Annotated in this window: 12 protein-coding genes, 2 tRNA genes and 3 rRNA genes; 12 read left to right on the top strand and 5 right to left on the bottom strand. The window is 54.9% G+C overall.

Annotated elements, in window-relative coordinates; all coding sequences use genetic code 11:
- Window positions 1-6: 6 nt before the first annotated feature.
- Window positions 7-1,362, bottom strand: a complete 1,356-nt coding sequence (qseC, locus tag K6R05_RS00325) for a quorum sensing histidine kinase QseC (protein ID WP_222924814.1) — start codon at window positions 1,360-1,362, stop codon at window positions 7-9.
- On the bottom strand, window positions 1,350-2,021 hold the full coding sequence (qseB, locus tag K6R05_RS00330; RefSeq protein ID WP_222924815.1) for a quorum sensing response regulator transcription factor QseB: 672 nt from the start codon (window positions 2,019-2,021) through the stop codon (window positions 1,350-1,352). Before qseB ends, qseC begins: the two co-directional genes overlap by 13 nt.
- Window positions 2,022-2,183: 162 nt before the next feature.
- On the opposite strand from qseB, the gene K6R05_RS00335 reads away from it, so the two are divergent.
- The 7 genes from K6R05_RS00335 to rbsR all read left to right on the top strand — a co-directional run bounded on the left by K6R05_RS00335 (window position 2,184) and on the right by rbsR (window position 8,567).
- Window positions 2,184-2,591 (top strand): YgiW/YdeI family stress tolerance OB fold protein, encoded by a 408-nt coding sequence (locus K6R05_RS00335; RefSeq protein WP_161733330.1) that lies wholly within the window; start codon window positions 2,184-2,186, stop codon window positions 2,589-2,591.
- 182 nt (window positions 2,592-2,773) lie between these two features.
- Window positions 2,774-3,193, top strand: a complete 420-nt coding sequence (rbsD, locus tag K6R05_RS00340) for a D-ribose pyranase (protein ID WP_161733332.1) — start codon at window positions 2,774-2,776, stop codon at window positions 3,191-3,193.
- Between the two features lie 7 nt (window positions 3,194-3,200).
- On the top strand, window positions 3,201-4,709 hold the full coding sequence (gene rbsA / locus K6R05_RS00345) for a ribose ABC transporter ATP-binding protein RbsA (protein ID WP_161733334.1): 1,509 nt from the start codon (window positions 3,201-3,203) through the stop codon (window positions 4,707-4,709).
- Window positions 4,706-5,677, top strand: a complete 972-nt coding sequence (gene rbsC / locus K6R05_RS00350; RefSeq protein ID WP_161733336.1) for a ribose ABC transporter permease — start codon at window positions 4,706-4,708, stop codon at window positions 5,675-5,677. Before rbsA ends, rbsC begins: the two co-directional genes overlap by 4 nt.
- Window positions 5,678-5,702: 25 nt before the next feature.
- Entirely contained in the window at window positions 5,703-6,578 is an 876-nt protein-coding gene (gene rbsB, locus K6R05_RS00355; RefSeq protein ID WP_098051971.1) for a ribose ABC transporter substrate-binding protein RbsB, read from the top strand.
- Between the two features lie 62 nt (window positions 6,579-6,640).
- Window positions 6,641-7,570, top strand: a complete 930-nt coding sequence (rbsK, locus tag K6R05_RS00360) for a ribokinase (RefSeq protein WP_222924816.1) — start codon at window positions 6,641-6,643, stop codon at window positions 7,568-7,570.
- Window positions 7,571-7,574: 4 nt separating this feature from the next.
- On the top strand, window positions 7,575-8,567 hold the full coding sequence (gene rbsR, locus K6R05_RS00365; protein WP_508618510.1) for a ribose operon transcriptional repressor RbsR: 993 nt from the start codon (window positions 7,575-7,577) through the stop codon (window positions 8,565-8,567).
- On the opposite strand, the gene mdtD is transcribed toward rbsR, so the two are convergent.
- A complete protein-coding gene (mdtD, locus tag K6R05_RS00370; RefSeq protein WP_161733343.1) occupies window positions 8,564-9,964 on the bottom strand; it encodes a multidrug transporter subunit MdtD in 1,401 nt (466 codons plus the stop codon). The genes rbsR and mdtD overlap by 4 nt on opposite strands.
- Window positions 9,965-10,499: 535 nt before the next feature.
- On the opposite strand from mdtD, the gene K6R05_RS00375 reads away from it, so the two are divergent.
- From K6R05_RS00375 to rrf, 5 genes are all read left to right on the top strand, one after another.
- Window positions 10,500-12,041: ribosomal RNA gene (locus tag K6R05_RS00375) — 16S ribosomal RNA — on the top strand.
- 73 nt (window positions 12,042-12,114) lie between these two features.
- Window positions 12,115-12,191, top strand: a tRNA-Ile gene (locus K6R05_RS00380).
- A gap of 142 nt (window positions 12,192-12,333) precedes the next feature.
- A tRNA-Ala gene (locus tag K6R05_RS00385) sits at window positions 12,334-12,409 on the top strand.
- 207 nt (window positions 12,410-12,616) lie between these two features.
- Window positions 12,617-15,524, top strand: a 23S ribosomal RNA gene (locus tag K6R05_RS00390).
- Between the two features lie 197 nt (window positions 15,525-15,721).
- Window positions 15,722-15,837, top strand: a 5S ribosomal RNA gene (gene rrf / locus K6R05_RS00395).
- Together the 16S, 23S and 5S rRNA genes with 2 tRNA genes alongside form the textbook arrangement of a ribosomal RNA operon.
- Window positions 15,838-15,921: 84 nt before the next feature.
- Here rrf and mobB read toward each other — a convergent pair.
- Window positions 15,922-16,428 (bottom strand): molybdopterin-guanine dinucleotide biosynthesis protein MobB, encoded by a 507-nt coding sequence (mobB, locus tag K6R05_RS00400; RefSeq protein ID WP_161732893.1) that lies wholly within the window; start codon window positions 16,426-16,428, stop codon window positions 15,922-15,924.
- A gap of 10 nt (window positions 16,429-16,438) precedes the next feature.
- A complete protein-coding gene (gene mobA / locus K6R05_RS00405; RefSeq protein WP_161732895.1) occupies window positions 16,439-16,996 on the bottom strand; it encodes a molybdenum cofactor guanylyltransferase MobA in 558 nt (185 codons plus the stop codon).
- Window positions 16,997-17,013 lie beyond the last annotated feature (17 nt).

Genomic DNA, 17,013 nt, shown 5'->3' on the forward strand with positions numbered 1-17,013 from the left:
CCCGCCTTACGGGGCGGGCGCTGCCCAGCGTAGCGTGACGCACAAGCCGCCACCGGGTCGCTGGCTGAACGTAATCTGCATCCCGTGCAGTTGGGCAATATTACGCACTATCGATAATCCCAGCCCGCTCCCACTCTTCTCCTGACCCGGCGGTCGCCAGAAACGCTCACCGAGCCGTTGCAGGTCGGCAGCACTCAGACCCTCGCCGTTATCCTCCACCGACAGGCTGTTTGCCTGTAGTCGCACATCGACTTCGCTGCCCGCAGGCGTATAGCGAATGGCGTTATCCAGCAGATTCCGCACCAGCAGCGACAGCAACAGCGGATGGCCCTGAATTTGTGGATCGGCCTCAGCGTGCAGCCGCAACGTGACACCGGTTTTATCCGCCAGCGGCAATTGTGCGGCGAGTGTCTCCTGCACCGTGCGTTTCAGCGCCACCGGTTCGAAGGCGCTGCGTGCATCATCAGCTTCAACCCGCGAGAGCGTCAGCAGTTGATCCACCAGCCGCGTGGCGCGGACAATGCCGGCATCCAGTTGTTGCAGCGCATGGGTTCGCATCACTTCGTCATCCGCAGTCAGCTGGATCACTTCGCTTTGCACCTGCAGCGCGGCCAGCGGACTGCGCAGCTCATGCGCGGCATCGGAGGTAAAGCGCCGTTCACGCTGCATCATGGCGCTGATACGGCTGAAAAGGCCATTAAGCGCAATCATCAGCGGCTGTACCTCTTTCGGCACGCGGTCTGCCTGCAGCGGCGTATCGTCATCGGGCGCGCGCTGCGCCAGCTGCTGTGCCAGCGTTTTCAATGGCCGCAGTTCAGACCAGACCAGGCCGATGAGCAACAGCAGCATAAACGGCAGTGCGATCAGCCAGGGCAGCATACTGGCTTTCATCAGATCCTGCGTCATGTCGTCGCGGTATTCCGACTCCTGACCGACGACTACCCGGAATTTCTGATCCGGCGTGGTCAGCCAGACAAACCGCCAGCGATCGTCATCATTGGTGAGCTGACCCTCATGAAATCCCTGATAGTCCGCCTCAAACGGCAGATAGCGGCCATTATCGCCATCATTCATCACCTGCCTGCCGTCACGGGTAAAAACAGCAAAGGCCAGGGCATCGTCATCCTGCTCCCCACGATGGTGGCGCAGCATCGCTTTGGTTCGGGGCAGCGTGGTGTTATCCAGCGAAGAGAAATCAAGCGTCAGCAGGCGCTTGGCCAGCAGCATCTGCTGGGTATCAAACAGCTCATCAAGGGTTTCACGGGTCTGATGCCAGGCACTCAGGCTGGCGCTGGCCCAGCAGAGCCCGAGCAGCAGCACAAAACCGATACCCAGCCGCAGAAACAGGCTCATTGATCGCATTCAGCGGCTCCCAGGGTATAGCCGACGCCGTGCAGCGTGCGGATAAACGCGCTGCCCAGTTTTTTACGCAGATGATGAATGTGGACCTCTACCGCATTGCTGGAGACATCGGCGTCCCAGTTGTAGAGCTTCTCTTCCAGCTGGCTGCGCGTCAGCACCCGTCCTGGGTTGCGCATAAAGAGTTCCAGCAGCGCCAGTTCACGGCTTTTTAACTCGATCGCTTCGCCATCGCGCATGACGCTATGGCTGCCGGGGATCAGCACCACGTTACCGTGACGGAGTTCGGGCTGCAGTTGACCATGACGGCGGCGAATCAGCGCCTGTAAGCGCGCGGCCACTTCGGTTAAGGCAAAGGGTTTACACAGATAATCATCGGCTCCCATCTGCAGGCCTTCAACCCGCTGATCGAGCGCATCGCGGGCAGTCAGTATCAGTACCGGTACATCTTTGCCCAGCTGCCGCCACTGCCGCAGGATATCGAGCCCATCCCGCTCAGGCAGAGAAAGGTCCAGAATCACCGCATCCCAGGGCGCGGCCTCCAGCGCGTTAAAGCCCGACTCACCAGAGGTAAACCAGTCAACGCTGAAGCCCAGTTTACTCAGTCCCGCTTTGATACCGTCGCCAATTAAGCGATCGTCTTCAATCAGTAAAATACGCATTACGTCTCCCTGTTCTGATAGCGCTTTATACGAAGCAACTTCCTCCCTGTACAGCTGATTTCGGCGAAAATGGCTTATTTTTCACGCTTAAGAAGCTGTTAAGAACTCTGTGGTCAACTGGGCGTATTCAAACCGAAAACACCACTGAGAAAGGGGTACACCATGAAAAAGCACGCTGCAATTCTGGCCGTCGTTATGCTGGCTTCCGCCCCGGTTTTCGCTGCACAGCAGGGCGGATTTGTTGATCCCAGTGCGCCGGCCGCACAGACGCCGTCAGCATCCGGTCAGGGCGGCTTCAGTGCCGATAACACCAGTGTGGTGACCGTGAAGCAGGCTGAAGAGATGAAAGATGACAGCTGGATCACCGTGCGCGGCAAGCTGGAAAAACAGATCGGCAAGGAAGATTATCTGTTCCGCGACCAGACCGGCACCATGAAGGTCGAAATTGACCACAAGCACTGGAACGGCCAGACGATCACGCCCAAAGATAACGTTGAGCTGACGGGTGAACTGGACAAAGATTTCAACAGCATTGAGATGGACGTTAAGCAGGTTAAGAAACTGCCTTAATCGTTTACTTCAGGGCCGCATTCGCGGCCCTTTTTTCGTCCCATTCCCCGCCTTAATGCAAATTTCTCCCCGCGTGAGCGAAACGTTTCGATAGCGATCACAGATTTCTTCTTTGCCGGTTGAGTTGATGGGGGCTTTTCATACACTTCAGACAGCGAAACGTTTCGCTATGGAGTGAAAAGATGAAAAAAGGTCGCCTTTTAAACGCAGAACTCTCTCATGTGATTGCCCGCCTGGGACACACGGATACGCTGACGATTGCCGATGCTGGCTTGCCCATTCCGGCCGGACCGCGACGCATCGACTTAGCGCTTACGCCGGGTACGCCCGATTTTATGCAGGTGGTGAATGCTGTCGCACTGGAGATGCAGGTAGAGAGTGCCCTGATCGCGGAGGAGATTAAGCAGCATAATCCGCACCTTCATAGCGCGCTCGTCGCCGTGCTCGAAGCCTTGCAACAGCACCAGGGGAATAGCATCACCATCAGCTACACCAGTCATGAAAAATTCAAACAACAAACGCAGCGTAGTCAGGCGGTCATTCGCAGCGGAGAGTGCTCTCCATTTGCGAATGTCATCCTCAGCGCCGGTGTGACCTTCTGAGGCCGCTATGCAACCTTTACTGCAACTCGACGGCATTGAAAAATCCTTTCCGGGCGTGAAAGCCCTGAAGGGTGCGTCGCTGAATGTCCGTGCAGGACGCGTGATGGCGCTGGTGGGCGAGAACGGCGCAGGCAAGTCCACCATGATGAAAGTGCTGACCGGGATCTATCAATATGATGCCGGTACGCTGCGCTGGCTCGGTAAAGAGACCCGTTTCAGTGGACCGAAAGCGTCTCAGGAAGCGGGTATTGGCATCATCCATCAGGAGCTGAACCTGATCCCTCAGTTAACCGTGGCGGAAAATATTTTTCTCGGTCGCGAATATGTGGGTCGTTTTGGCCGTATCCAGTGGCCGCGTATGTATGCCGAAGCCGATGCGCTGCTTAAAAGGCTCAATCTGCGCTTCAACAGCCACAAGCTGGTTGGCGATTTGTCGATTGGCGATCAGCAGATGGTCGAAATCGCCAAAGTGCTGAGCTTTGAGTCGCAGGTCATCATCATGGATGAGCCGACCGATGCGCTGACGGATACCGAAACGCTGTCGCTGTTCCGGGTGATCAACGAACTGAAAGCGCAGGGCTGCGGCATCGTCTATATCTCGCATCGCATGAAAGAGATCTTTGAGATCTGCGATGACGTCACCGTATTCCGCGACGGTCAGTTTATTGCTGAACGTCCGGTCAGCGAGCTGACCGAAGAGAGCCTGATCGAGATGATGGTCGGACGCAAGCTGGAAGATCAATATCCACATCTTAATCAGGCGCCCGGCGACGTGCGGCTCAAAGTGGAAAACGTCAGCGGGCCGGGCGTGGAGAACGTCAGCTTCAGTCTGCGCAAAGGTGAAATCCTTGGCATTTCGGGCCTGATGGGCGCGGGCCGTACTGAACTGATGAAGGTACTCTACGGCGCCCTGCCGCGTCGTGAAGGCGCAATGTGGCTCAATGGCCGGGAAGTGGTGACGCGTTCGCCACAGGATGGACTGGCTAACGGTATCGTCTATATCTCGGAAGATCGTAAGCGTGATGGTCTGGTGCTGGGCATGTCAGTGAAAGAGAACATGTCGCTGACGGCGTTAGGCTATTTCAGTCACGGCAGCGGCACGCTGAAACATGCAGCAGAGCAGCTGGCGGTAGGCGATTTTATCCGCCTGTTCAACGTGAAAACCCCTTCGATGGAGCAGCCGATTGGCCTGCTTTCAGGCGGCAACCAGCAGAAAGTGGCGATTGCCCGCGGTCTGATGACCCGCCCTAACGTGCTGATTCTGGACGAACCGACCCGCGGTGTGGATGTCGGTGCGAAGAAAGAGATCTACCAACTGATTAACCAGTTTAAAGCCGAAGGGCTGAGCATCATCCTGGTCTCCTCGGAAATGCCGGAAGTGCTGGGTATGAGCGACAGGATTCTGGTGATGCATGAAGGCCGTATCAGCGGCGAATTTACCCGAGAAGACGCCACTCAGGAGAGCCTGATGGCAGCCGCCGTAGGCAAGCAACACAGCGAGGATTTAGTGGTATGACGACCCAAACTTTACCGGCCAGCCGTCGCTGGTTTAGCAAAAGCTGGCTACTGGAACAGAAGTCGCTGATTGCGCTGGTGGTGCTGATTGCCGTAGTGGCCAGCCAGAGCCCGAACTTCTTTACCGTGGCGAACCTGTTCAACATTCTGCAGCAGACCTCGGTCAACGCCATTATGGCGGTCGGGATGACGCTGGTGATCCTGACTTCCGGTATTGACCTCTCTGTGGGATCGCTGCTGGCCCTGACCGGTGCGGTCGGTGCATCGCTGGTGGGCATGGAAGTCAATGCACTGGTCGCGGTAGCGGCTTCGCTGGCGCTGGGTGCGGCAATCGGTGCCCTGACCGGCACCATTGTGGCGCGCGGTAAGGTTCAGGCCTTTATCGCCACGCTAGTCATGATGCTGCTGCTGCGCGGTGTCACCATGGTCTACACCGACGGCAGCCCGATTAACACCGGCTTCAGTGCCAATGCCGATCTGCTGGGCTGGTTTGGTATTGGTCGCCCGCTGGGTATCCCTGCGCCGGTCTGGCTGATGGCGCTGGTCTTTGTCGCCGCTTGGTACATGCTGCAGCACACGCGTCTGGGTCGCTATATCTATGCGCTTGGCGGTAACGAAGCGGCAACGCGTCTCTCAGGCATCAATGTGAATCGCGTCAAAATCATCGTCTATTCACTGAGCGGCATGCTGGCGGCGCTGGCGGGCACCATTGAAGTGGCGCGTCTCTCATCAGCACAGCCGACGGCGGGTACCGGCTATGAGCTGGATGCGATTGCTGCGGTCGTGTTAGGCGGAACCAGTCTGGCTGGCGGTAAAGGCCGTATTTTCGGCACCCTGATTGGCGCGCTGATCCTCGGCTTCCTGAACAACGGCCTGAACCTGATGGGCGTCTCTTCGTACTACCAGATGATCGTTAAAGCGGTAGTCATCCTGCTGGCGGTGCTGGTGGATAATAAAAGCAGTAAATAACTCTGACCTTACACAGGATAATAAGATGAAAAAGTTAACCGCACTGGCCATGATCCTCGGCGCAACGCTCAGTACCAGCGCTATGGCAAAAGATACCATCGCGCTGGTGGTTTCAACCCTGAACAACCCGTTCTTTGTTTCTCTGAAAGAGGGTGCTCAGAAAGAAGCGGACAAACTGGGTTATAACCTGGTGGTGCTGGATTCACAGAACAACCCGGCTAAAGAGCTGGCGAACGTGCAGGATCTGACCGTTCGCGGTACTAAGCTACTGCTGATCAACCCGACTGACTCTGATGCCGTAGGTAACGCAGTCAAGATGGCTAACCAGGCGAACATTCCTGTCATCACGCTGGATCGTGTTGCGGCACAGGGCACCGTGGTCAGCCACGTCGCTTCCGATAACCGTTTCGGCGGTAAAATGGCCGGTGATTTTATCGCCAAAAAAGTCGGCGAAAATGCCAAAATTATTGAGCTGCAGGGCATTGCCGGCACCTCTGCTGCCCGCGAACGTGGCGAGGGCTTCAAACAGGCCGCTGATGCGCATAAATTCCAGATCCTCGCCAGCCAGCCTGCTGACTTTGACCGAACCAAAGGTCTGAACGTCATGCAGAACCTGCTGCAGGCGCATCCGGATGTTCAGGCAGTATTCGCTCAGAACGACGAAATGGCGCTGGGTGCACTGCGTGCGCTGCAGACCGCCGGAAAAACGGGTGTGATCGTGGTTGGTTTTGACGGCACTGCTGATGGCGTGAAAGCCGTAGAAGCTGGCAAACTGTCTGCGACCGTGGCACAGATGCCAGACAAAATTGGCATGATCGGCGTGGACACCGCTGATAAAGTGCTGAAGGGTGAAAAAGTGAAGGCGATCAATCCGGTCGACCTGAAGCTGGTCACTCAATAACTCAAAGAAAAGCAGGGCACCGCGCCACCCTCCCGGTGGCGCACTTATTCCGGACTCCCCTAATGAGCAAAAACGCAAAACTGGCCGTTCTTGGCAGCATTAACGCTGACCACATCCTTAATCTGGCGCACTTCCCTCGTCCCGGTGAAACGGTGATCGGGCAGAATTATCAGGTTGCGTTTGGCGGTAAAGGCGCGAATCAGGCGGTCGCCGCGGGTCGTGCGGGTGCCGATATCGCCTTTATAGGCTGTGTGGGCGCTGACGACATTGGCGAACGTATTCGTGAGCAGCTCACACAGGACAATATTGATACCACGCCTGTAGAAGTGGTTGAAGGCGAGTCGACCGGTGTGGCGATGATTTTCGTCAACGGTGACGGTGAGAACACTATCGGCATCTACTCCGGTGCAAACGCGGCGCTAACGCCTGATTGCGTGGCGCGTCATCAGCCGGTCATTGCCGGTGCCGATGCACTTTTAATGCAGCTGGAATCACCGCTGGAGAGCGTGCTGGCCGCCGCGACATTTGCCCGACAGCATCAGACGCAGGTTATTCTCAATCCGGCACCTGCCACCCCTCTCTCCGATGAGTTGCTGGCGCTGATCGATATTATTACTCCGAATGAAACGGAAGCGGAGAGTCTGACCGGCATTGCGGTTAACAATGATGAAGATGCGGCCCGCGCGGCGGCAGCACTGCATGCGAAAGGCATCGGCACGGTACTGATTACGCTGGGTCGCCGCGGTGTCTGGTTGAGCGAGCAGGGAGACGGTCAGCGTATTACAGGCTTCAGCGTTAAAGCTATTGATACCATTGCGGCAGGCGACACCTTTAACGGTGCCTTTATTACCGCAAGACTGGAACAGAAGCCGATGTATGACGCGGTGCGATTTGCCCATGCCGCCGCCGCGATTGCCGTTACGCGTTCAGGTGCACAGCCCTCCGTGCCGTGGCGCGCGGAGATCGATGAATTTTTGCAGCAGCAGGGTTAAGCGCTTGAGTACCATGAAAGATGTCGCTCGGCTCGCGGGCGTCTCTACCTCCACTGTCTCGCACGTCATTAATAACAATCGCTTTGTCAGTGAAGGCGTGCGGGAAAAAGTTGAGCAGGCTATACGTCATCTTAACTATGCTCCTTCTGCACTGGCACGCAGTCTGAAAATTAATCAGACGCACACTATCGGTATGCTGCTGACTACCAGCAGTAACCCTTTTTATGCCGAAGTGGTGCGGGGCGTGGAGGAGAGCTGCTATCAGCGTGGCTACAGCCTGATTCTCTGTAATACGGCGGGAGATGAGGAGCGGATGAATCGCAGCCTGGAAACGCTGATGCAGAAGCGTGTCGATGGTTTGCTGATCATGTGTACTGAAAGTCATCTGCCGTCGGCAGACATCCTGAATCGTTATCCCTCTATACCTGCGGTGATGATGGACTGGGCACCATTTGAGGGGCGCGGTGACATCATTCAGGATAATGCGCTGCTGGGCGGCGAGCTGGCCACTCAGCATCTTATCGACAGCGGTTATACCCGTATCGCCTGTATAGCCGGTCCTCAGGATAAAACCCCGGCCCGTATGCGGCTCGAAGGTTATCGCAACGCCATGACTAAGAGTGGGCTGGAGATTTTGCCTGGCTATATCGTGAATGGTGACTTTGAATTTCAGGGTGGCTACAACGGGATGATCGAGTTGCTGGCGCTGGAAACGCTGCCGGAAGCGGTATTCACCAGTAACGATGCGATGGCTGTCGGCGTTTATCATGCCCTCTATCAGGCTGGCATGCAGGTTCCGCAGCAAATGGCGGTCATGGGGTATGACGATATTGAACTGGCGCGCTATCTCACTCCGCCACTGAGTACTATTCATCAGCCCAAAGATGCACTGGGCGAACTGGCGATAGATACATTAATTCATCGTCTCAGCGATCCCGACGCCAGCCAGCAAACGCTGGTGCTGACGCCGGAACTGGTGGTGCGAGGTTCGGTTTAGCGCTTTTTCTTCTTGTCGCGATTACTGATCAGATTACGTCCATCGCCGTTTTTCAGCAGCATAAAAGTCAGTGCCGAAAGCACGGTAACAACACCCATGGTCAGAAACGTGGCATGGAACTGTGAAATGGTGCTGGTTTCAAACTCCTGATAGAAGCGCAGCACCGCCGCGCTGACGGCCACACCAAAACTGATCGCTAACTGCTGCGTCACTGCCAGCACGCTATTACCCCCGCTGGCGTTATCATCATCCAGATCGGCCAGAGTAATGGTGTTCATGGCGGTGAACTGCGTAGACATCGCCATACCGAGAACAAACAGTGGAAGCAAGAGTACAAAGATGCTTTCAGCGGGTGACTGCAGAGAGAAGCTGGCGATCAGGATGCCGATAATGGCGGTAATGCCGACCAGCAGACGGCGATAGCCCAGCCAGCGCAGCAGTTGTGTCACCGTTGACTTCGCCAGTATTGAACCAATGGCGGTTGGCGCCATCATGCAGCCTGCGATAATCGCAGAAAAGCCAAACCCGACCTGCAACATGAGCGGCATCAAAAAGGGCACACAGCCGGTGCCGAGACGAGAGGCAATATTGCCGACGATGCCGACTGAGAATGTCCGGGTTTTAAACATCGGCAGATTGATCAACGGTGAAGGGTGATTCCGGGCATGTACTATATAGAGGAGCAAAAGCACGATCCCGCTGAGTAATATCCCGCCCGCCAGCCAGGCAGAAACAATCCGCTCACCGAACAGCTCAATCCCAATTGAAATCATCACCAGTCCAGTCCCGAATAATATGAAGCCGAAAAAGTCGAAGCGGCGCTTGGGTGTAGTGAAGTCCGGCATATATTTGCGTGCGTAGATAATGCCGAGAATGCCTATCGGGATATTAATCAGGAAGATCCAGTGCCACGTCGCGTAGGTTACCAGCACACCGCCCAGCATGGGGCCCAGTATTGGGCCAACTAATCCTGGCATGGTGACGAAATTGAGTACTGGCAGCAATTCACTGCGCGGATAGGCGCGTAGCAGCGCAAGGCGTGCGACCGGCATCATCATTGCGCCACCCACGCCCTGTACGATTCGCGATATGACCAGCACCGAAAGCGTCGGTGAGAGCGCACAAGCCAGCGAGCCGAGGGTGAACAGCGAAACCGCAATGATAAATACCTTGCGCGTGCCGAAGCGATCGGCGAGCCAGCCGCTGACCGGAATCAGCATAGCGACAGTGAGGGTGTAACTGATGACGGCGGATTGCATGGCCAGGGGAGAACGGTCAAGGCTGGTGGCGATAGCGGGCAGGGCGGTATTCAGTATAGTGGCGTCGAGTGACTGCATGAAAAAGGCCATAGCCGCTATCCATGGCAAACCGGCCATGCTGCGCGAGGATTTTATCATTGAGTGTCCTTCCTGGGGTTATCCTGCGAGAAGAAGCAAAATAATAGCACCCGTAATCTGCAACGGCAGGTCTCTTTACAACGTTTGATCGCTGTTTTTGTGCGTTATTCGGCCATGAAACGTCTCTTTTTAAGCCGTTCGTTTAAAAAAGATGCGCTCAGTAAATTAATTCGAAGAAACACTTGTCAGCCTGCGGAAACTCCCTATAATGCGCCTCCATCGACACGGAACACCGGCAACGGGATGACGGGTTGAGAGGCACAGGAGAATGCGCCGCCGGAGAAAAACTTCTGAAATAGAGGTTGACTCTGCAGGAGGAAAGCGTAATATACGCCACCTCGCGACAGGACGCTAACGCACTGTTCGCACTGCTCTTTAACAATTTATCAGACAATCTGTGTGGGCACTCGCAGGATTGATATCAGCGTCTTTGGACGCACAAAAATATCAAAGCCTCACGAGTGAACACATAATGAAATTCATTATGACGTTTTACAGATGAGCACCGCTTAACTTGTTTAAGCAAATCAAACTTAAATTGAAGAGTTTGATCATGGCTCAGATTGAACGCTGGCGGCAGGCCTAACACATGCAAGTCGGACGGTAGCACAGAGGAGCTTGCTCCTTGGGTGACGAGTGGCGGACGGGTGAGTAATGTCTGGGGATCTGCCCGATAGAGGGGGATAACCACTGGAAACGGTGGCTAATACCGCATAACGTCGCAAGACCAAAGAGGGGGACCTTCGGGCCTCTCACTATCGGATGAACCCAGATGGGATTAGCTAGTAGGCGGGGTAATGGCCCACCTAGGCGACGATCCCTAGCTGGTCTGAGAGGATGACCAGCCACACTGGAACTGAGACACGGTCCAGACTCCTACGGGAGGCAGCAGTGGGGAATATTGCACAATGGGCGCAAGCCTGATGCAGCCATGCCGCGTGTATGAAGAAGGCCTTCGGGTTGTAAAGTACTTTCAGCGGGGAGGAAGGCGGTGCGGTTAATAACCGCGCCGATTGACGTTACCCGCAGAAGAAGCACCGGCTAACTCCGTGCCAGCAGCCGCGGTAATACGGAGGGTGCAAGCGTTAATCGGAATTACTGGGCGTAAAGCGCACGCAGGCGGTCTGTTAAGTCAGATGTGAAATCCCCGGGCTTAACCTGGGAACTGCATTTGAAACTGGCAGGCTTGAGTCTTGTAGAGGGGGGTAGAATTCCAGGTGTAGCGGTGAAATGCGTAGAGATCTGGAGGAATACCGGTGGCGAAGGCGGCCCCCTGGACAAAGACTGACGCTCAGGTGCGAAAGCGTGGGGAGCAAACAGGATTAGATACCCTGGTAGTCCACGCCGTAAACGATGTCGACTTGGAGGTTGTTCCCTTGAGGAGTGGCTTCCGGAGCTAACGCGTTAAGTCGACCGCCTGGGGAGTACGGCCGCAAGGTTAAAACTCAAATGAATTGACGGGGGCCCGCACAAGCGGTGGAGCATGTGGTTTAATTCGATGCAACGCGAAGAACCTTACCTACTCTTGACATCCACGGAATCTGGCAGAGATGCCTCAGTGCCTTCGGGAACCGTGAGACAGGTGCTGCATGGCTGTCGTCAGCTCGTGTTGTGAAATGTTGGGTTAAGTCCCGCAACGAGCGCAACCCTTATCCTTTGTTGCCAGCGATTCGGTCGGGAACTCAAAGGAGACTGCCGGTGATAAACCGGAGGAAGGTGGGGATGACGTCAAGTCATCATGGCCCTTACGAGTAGGGCTACACACGTGCTACAATGGCGCATACAAAGAGAAGCGACCTCGCGAGAGCAAGCGGACCTCACAAAGTGCGTCGTAGTCCGGATCGGAGTCTGCAACTCGACTCCGTGAAGTCGGAATCGCTAGTAATCGTGGATCAGAATGCCACGGTGAATACGTTCCCGGGCCTTGTACACACCGCCCGTCACACCATGGGAGTGGGTTGCAAAAGAAGTAGGTAGCTTAACCTTCGGGAGGGCGCTTACCACTTTGTGATTCATGACTGGGGTGAAGTCGTAACAAGGTAACCGTAGGGGAACCTGCGGTTGGATCACCTCCTTACCTGAAGATACCTTCCCGCGCAGTGCTCACACAGATTGTCTGATAAAAAGTAACGAGCAGAAAAAACCTCTACAGGCTTGTAGCTCAGGTGGTTAGAGCGCACCCCTGATAAGGGTGAGGTCGGTGGTTCAAGTCCACTCAGGCCTACCAAATTCGCACTCACGCTGCGTTATGTTCCCGGCTCGCATAGTTCACTATGCTGCGCGGAAACATGCCCTGCCTGAGCACGAATTGCATTTCTTACGAAGTGTACTCGGTTGAGTGGTAGTAGCGGTCTCTGCAGTAACTGTATGGGGCTATAGCTCAGCTGGGAGAGCGCCTGCCTTGCACGCAGGAGGTCAGCGGTTCGATCCCGCTTAGCTCCACCATACCGTTTATCTGTTTTTTCTGAATACTTCAGAGCGTACCGGCAACGGTGTGCTGCGAAGTATTATGCTCTTTAACAATCCGGAACAAGCTGAAAATTGAAACGACGTGTCGCTTTCATTCTCCGTAATAAGAATGAAAAATGCGGCACGTTCGAGTCTCTCAAATGCTTGCAGTCTGCAGCGTTGCAAAACGCCTGTGGGTTGTGAGGTTAAGCGACTAAGCGTACACGGTGGATGCCCAGGCAGTCAGAGGCGATGAAGGACGTGCTAATCTGCGTAAAGCGACGGTAAGGTGATATGAACCGCTACAGCCGTCGATGTCCGAATGGGGAAACCCGGTGCACTCTGTGCATCATTGCAGCATGAATACATAGTGCTGCAAGGCGAACCGGGGGAACTGAAACATCTAAGTACCCCGAGGAAAAGAAATCAACCGAGATTCCCCCAGTAGCGGCGAGCGAACGGGGAGCAGCCCAGAGCCTGAATCAGCATGTGTGTTAGTGGAAGCGTCTGGAAAGTCGCAGGGTACAGGGTGATACTCCCGTACACAAAAGCACACGCGCTGTGAGCTCGATGAGTAAGGCGGGACACGTGGTATCCTGTCTGAATATGGGGGGACCATCCTCCAAGGCTAAATACTCCTGACTGACCGATAGTGAACCAGTACCGTGAGGGAAAGGCGAAAAGAACCCCGGCGAGGGGAGTGAAACAGAACCTGAAACCGTGTACGTACAAGCAGTGGGAGCCCTCTTTACGGGGGTGACTGCGTACCTTTTGTATAATGGGTCAGCGACTTATATTCTGTAGCAAGGTTAACCGTATAGGGGAGCCGCAGGGAAACCGAGTCTTAACTGGGCGTTAAGTTGCAGGGTATAGACCCGAAACCCGGTGATCTAGCCATGGGCAGGTTGAAGGTTGGGTAACACTAACTGGAGGACCGAACCGACTAATGTTGAAAAATTAGCGGATGACCTGTGGCTGGGGGTGAAAGGCCAATCAAACCGGGAGATAGCTGGTTCTCCCCGAAAGCTATTTAGGTAGCGCCTCGTGAACTCATCTCCGGGGGTAGAGCACTGTTTCGGCTAGGGGGCCATCCCGGCTTACCAACCCGATGCAAACTGCGAATACCGGAGAATGTTATCACGGGAGACACACGGCGGGTGCTAACGTCCGTCGTGAAGAGGGAAACAACCCAGACCGCCAGCTAAGGTCCCAAAGTCATGGTTAAGTGGGAAACGATGTGGGAAGGCACAGACAGCCAGGATGTTGGCTTAGAAGCAGCCATCATTTAAAGAAAGCGTAATAGCTCACTGGTCGAGTCGGCCTGCGCGGAAGATGTAACGGGGCTAAACCATGCACCGAAGCTGCGGCAGCGACACTATGTGTTGTTGGGTAGGGGAGCGTTCTGTAAGCCGTCGAAGGTGTGCTGTGAGGCATGCTGGAGGTATCAGAAGTGCGAATGCTGACATAAGTAACGATAAAGCGGGTGAAAAGCCCGCTCGCCGGAAGACCAAGGGTTCCTGTTCAACGTTAATCGGAGCAGGGTGAGTCGACCCCTAAGGCGAGGCCGAAAGGCGTAGTCGATGGGAAACAGGTTAATATTCCTGTACTCGGTGTTACTGCGAAGGGGGGACGGAGAAGGCTATATCAGCCGGGCGACGGTTGTCCCGGTTTAAGCGTGTAGGCGGAGGGTCCAGGTAAATCCGGTCCCTTATTAACGCTGAGGCGTGACGACGAGGCACTACGGTGCTGAAGTGATAAATGCCCAGCTTCCAGGAAAAGCCTCTAAGCATCAGGTAACACAGAATCGTACCCCAAACCGACACAGGTGGTCAGGTAGAGAATACCAAGGCGCTTGAGAGAACTCGGGTGAAGGAACTAGGCAAAATGGTGCCGTAACTTCGGGAGAAGGCACGCTGGCGCGTAGGTGGAGGGATTTACTCCCCGAGCCGAAGCCAGTCGAAGATACCAGCTGGCTGCAACTGTTTATTAAAAACACAGCACTGTGCAAACACGAAAGTGGACGTATACGGTGTGACGCCTGCCCGGTGCCGGAAGGTTAATTGATGGGGTTATCCGCAAGGAGAAGCTCTTGATCGAAGCCCCGGTAAACGGCGGCCGTAACTATAACGGTCCTAAGGTAGCGAAATTCCTTGTCGGGTAAGTTCCGACCTGCACGAATGGCGTAATGATGGCCAGGCTGTCTCCACCCGAGACTCAGTGAAATTGAACTCGCTGTGAAGATGCAGTGTACCCGCGGCAAGACGGAAAGACCCCGTGAACCTTTACTACAGCTTGACACTGAACATTGAGCCTTGATGTGTAGGATAGGTGGGAGGCTTTGAAGCGCGGACGCCAGTCTGCGTGGAGCCAACCTTGAAATACCACCCTTTAATGTTTGATGTTCTAACGTAGGCCCGTTATCCGGGCTGCGGACAGTGTCTGGTGGGTAGTTTGACTGGGGCGGTCTCCTCCTAAAGAGTAACGGAGGAGCACGAAGGTCAGCTAATCACGGTCGGACATCGTGAGGTTAGTGCAATGGCATAAGCTGGCTTGACTGCGAGAGTGACGGCTCGAGCAGGTGCGAAAGCAGGTCATAGTGATCCGGTGGTTCTGAATGGAAGGGCCATCGCTCAACGGATAAAAGGTACTCCGGGGATAACAGGCTGATACCGCCCAAGAGTTCATATCGACGGCGGTGTTTGGCACCTCGATGTCGGCTCATCACATCCTGGGGCTGAAGTAGGTCCCAAGGGTACGGCTGTTCGCCGTTTAAAGTGGTACGCGAGCTGGGTTTAGAACGTCGTGAGACAGTTCGGTCCCTATCTGCCGTGGGCGCTGGAGAATTGAGGGGGGTTGCTCCTAGTACGAGAGGACCGGAGTGAACGCACCACTGGTGTTCGGGTTGTCATGCCAATGGCACTGCCCGGTAGCTAAGTGCGGAAAAGATAAGTGCTGAAAGCATCTAAGCACGAAACTTGCCCCGAGATGAGTTCTCCCTGACCCCTTGAGGGTCCTGAAGGGACGTTGAAGACTACGACGTTGATAGGCCGGGTGTGTAAGCGCAGCGATGCGTTGAGCTAACCGGTACTAATGACCCGTGAGGCTTAACCTTACAACGCCAGAGGCGTTTTTGAGAGACACGATTTTCAGCTTATTCCGGATAAAATTAGCGGAAACGAAAGATTTTGCGGCGTGACAAGGCGCAGAGCGAAGACATCAGCGGGAGCATACTGAGGTATGTGACCGGTGTGGCTGAGCGATGGCAACGCGGTCATGGCGTAAAAGATTCGTTTCGTGCACCAAGATTTGCCTGGCGGCTTTAGCGCGGTGGTCCCACCTGACCCCATGCCGAACTCAGAAGTGAAACGCCGTAGCGCCGATGGTAGTGTGGGGTCTCCCCATGCGAGAGTAGGGAACTGCCAGGCATTATATAAGTGAAGAAGCCCCGCACGCGAGTGCGGGGCTTTTTTACGTCTGCAGATCGTGAAAAACACGAAAACCTCTCTGCTTCAGCGCTTTTGCAGCCAGTCAGCAATAAAATCTGCAACGTTGTCCGGACTATTTATATCCAGAACCGGCACATTTAGCGCTAATTTCTGGTCGCTGGCGACAGCGATCACTTGCCCATCAAGCAGTTCCTCGATCTCACCCTTGATCCCGGCACGCCAGACAACAATTTTAGGCACCGATTCCTCTTTAAAGCCCTCAACCAGCACTATCTCCAGCACAGAGTGATCCATGCGGCTGAGCAGATAAGGCAGATCAATCGACGGCTTTTCCGGTGTCTCACACATCAATGCCCATCGCTCTCTGTTAGCTACAATCACCTGACTGGCTCCTGCTTTTCTGAGCAGATAGCTATCTTTGCCTGGTGTATCTACGTCCATCTCATGATGCGTGTGCTTAATCAGCCCGGCGCGAATCTCTTTATTAAGAAGAATCGGTATCACCTGCTGTAATAGTGTCGTTTTGCCGGTTCCACTCCAGCCGACAATCGCGAGTAAAGGTAATGACATATCAACCGCTCTACTTCAGGTCATCAGGTGTATTGATATTGCGGAAAGCAGATTCATCATCATCCAGCTGAACAGCATGGCCGCCGTGGTCGCGCAGGAAGTGCATCAGACGTCGTTCACCGGCGTGAAGATAGTCATGAAGAGGTGCTGCCATCTCCCGATGAATCAGCGCCAGCGTCGGGTGGTCGCGTGATTGTGAGCGAACCCAGACTGCAGGGGCGTTTCCCCGTTGTTCAGCCAGTTTTTCAACGAAGTTAAGAGGAACGGCAGGCGTATCACAGGAGCAAAACGCAGCCCATTCACCGTCGATGGTTATTAATGCACTGTAGATACCAGCCAGCGGACCCGGATAGCCATCAAAAACATCCTGCACAACCCGACACCCGCTTAACTGATAGCGATCAATATTACGATTGGCATTAATCATGACAATGTCGACTTGTGGCCTGAGCCGTTCAAGGACATGCTGATAAAGCGGCCTGCCATCCAGTTGCACTAATCCTTTGTCCTGACCACCCATACGGCGGCCCTGACCTCCGGCCAGAATGATGCCGGTCAATCTTGTCATGACTGTGCCCTCGCTGA

The sequence above is a fragment of the Pantoea alfalfae genome (assembly GCF_019880205.1).
Taxonomy (GTDB): domain Bacteria; phylum Pseudomonadota; class Gammaproteobacteria; order Enterobacterales; family Enterobacteriaceae; genus Pantoea; species Pantoea alfalfae.

Coding starts and splice junctions, on each gene's coding strand:
- mdtD (WP_161733343.1), bottom strand. CDS start 9,964: ATGATAAAATCCTCGCGCAGCATGGCCGGTTTGCCATGGATAGCGGCT.
- qseC (WP_222924814.1), bottom strand. CDS start 1,362: ATGCGATCAATGAGCCTGTTTCTGCGGCTGGGTATCGGTTTTGTGCTG.
- rbsK (WP_222924816.1), top strand. CDS start 6,641: ATGAGCAAAAACGCAAAACTGGCCGTTCTTGGCAGCATTAACGCTGAC.
- rbsC (WP_161733336.1), top strand. CDS start 4,706: ATGACGACCCAAACTTTACCGGCCAGCCGTCGCTGGTTTAGCAAAAGC.
- mobB (WP_161732893.1), bottom strand. CDS start 16,428: ATGTCATTACCTTTACTCGCGATTGTCGGCTGGAGTGGAACCGGCAAA.
- rbsB (WP_098051971.1), top strand. CDS start 5,703: ATGAAAAAGTTAACCGCACTGGCCATGATCCTCGGCGCAACGCTCAGT.
- rbsD (WP_161733332.1), top strand. CDS start 2,774: ATGAAAAAAGGTCGCCTTTTAAACGCAGAACTCTCTCATGTGATTGCC.
- qseB (WP_222924815.1), bottom strand. CDS start 2,021: ATGCGTATTTTACTGATTGAAGACGATCGCTTAATTGGCGACGGTATC.
- rbsA (WP_161733334.1), top strand. CDS start 3,201: ATGCAACCTTTACTGCAACTCGACGGCATTGAAAAATCCTTTCCGGGC.
- K6R05_RS00335 (WP_161733330.1), top strand. CDS start 2,184: ATGAAAAAGCACGCTGCAATTCTGGCCGTCGTTATGCTGGCTTCCGCC.
- mobA (WP_161732895.1), bottom strand. CDS start 16,996: ATGACAAGATTGACCGGCATCATTCTGGCCGGAGGTCAGGGCCGCCGT.